We start from the raw sequence: 1245 nt of genomic DNA, 5'->3' as shown, positions 1-1245 counted from the left end.
TCTGCTTCCAAAATTCGGTTTCCACCTCGACCGGGGTTCGGTATCCCAAGCTTTGGTGAAGCCTTGTCTCGTTCCACCATGACACCCACTCGAACGTCGCGATTTCTACCTCGACAACGTCATTCCACCTGCGGGTATGGATCAGCTCGTTCTTGTAGGATCCGTTGACGTTTTCAGCAAGAGCATTGTCGTAGGAGTCACCGACAGTTCCGGTGGAAGCTGTAATGCCGTGTTGGGTAAGTCGCTCGTTGTAGACCACGCTGACGTACTGCGATCCGTGATCCGAATGGTGAATGAGACCTGTTGTTTCCTCAGCACACACGATCGCCTGGTTAAGAGCTTGCAACGGCAGTGCTTCGGTGCGCATGGAATCTGATAACGCCCACCCAACGATCCGTCGAGAGTAAACGTCGGTGACAAACGCGGCGTACACAAAGCCTTTCTTCGTGCGCACATACGTAATGTCGGCCACCCACAGTTTATTCGGGCCCTTAAGCTTTGAATTCACGCTCGACTAAGTCCGGGCGCAGATCAGGCACGTTAGCTTTTCGGGTTGTGATAGGTGATCCGCCTTTGCCTTTGCCAGAAACACCGGCCAAGCGCATCAGCCGGGCGGTTTGTTCACGCCCGATATCAATTCCGTCGCGGCGAAGAGCATGCCACATTTTCCGCACACCATAGACGCCGTAATTATCCCGATGAACAGTTCTAATGCGGTCGATCAGCACAGCATCGCGAAGGCGACGAGCACTTAATCCACGGGCCTTGGACTGGCGATAACCACGCGAGGTGATAAACCCACCAGCCCGGTTATTCTTCAACGTCTTACAAATGAACTCGACAGAGAAACGATTCCGGTATTTATCGATGAACCGGATCATTTCCGACGTTTTGGGTCGAGTTCCGACGCGAAAAAAGCCGAGGCAGCCTTCAGCAGCTCGTTAGTGTCGCGTAGCTCTTGGTTTTCACGGCGTAGCCTCGCGTTTTCGGCGGCCAAGTCTTCAGGCACAGGTTCTGGAATGTTTCCCGCACGGCGGGCCTGCTGGGTCCATTGGCGAGCCGTGTGCCATGAAACCCCCAGCTTTGGGGCTACTGCCTGGCATGCGGCTTGCATCGACATATTTTCCGCCAAGATGCGATCTTCCACGAGACGGACCACGCGGTCCTTGGCATCCTGGTCAAATTTTCTTGGCATATTCCAGATTTTCCCATCTACTCAAACGGAACAAAACCTGGGACACTTCA

At 53.9% G+C, this 1245-nt stretch carries 2 protein-coding genes and 1 pseudogene; all 3 read right to left on the bottom strand.

Going from position 1 to position 1245, the window contains the following annotated elements; all coding sequences use genetic code 11:
- Positions 1-508 (bottom strand): IS3 family transposase (locus tag HMPREF2690_RS12525; protein ID WP_141761156.1); only part of this gene is annotated, 508 nt, incomplete at its 3' end.
- The gene (locus tag HMPREF2690_RS12520; protein ID WP_101741295.1) at positions 492-881 is read right to left on the bottom strand and encodes an IS3 family transposase; all 390 of its coding nucleotides are present in this window, start codon (positions 879-881) and stop codon (positions 492-494) included. The genes HMPREF2690_RS12525 and HMPREF2690_RS12520, both read right to left, overlap by 17 nt.
- Positions 878-1220 (bottom strand): annotated as a pseudogene (locus HMPREF2690_RS12515) (transposase). Before HMPREF2690_RS12515 ends, HMPREF2690_RS12520 begins: the two are co-directional and overlap by 4 nt.
- Positions 1221-1245: the final 25 nt, after the last annotated feature.

It is taken from the genome of Corynebacterium sp. HMSC034E11, from assembly GCF_001835905.1.
Lineage (GTDB): Bacteria > Actinomycetota > Actinomycetes > Mycobacteriales > Mycobacteriaceae > Corynebacterium > Corynebacterium coyleae.
The sequence above is the reverse complement of the archived record's forward strand: the minus strand, read 5'-3'. Positions and strand labels throughout refer to the sequence as shown.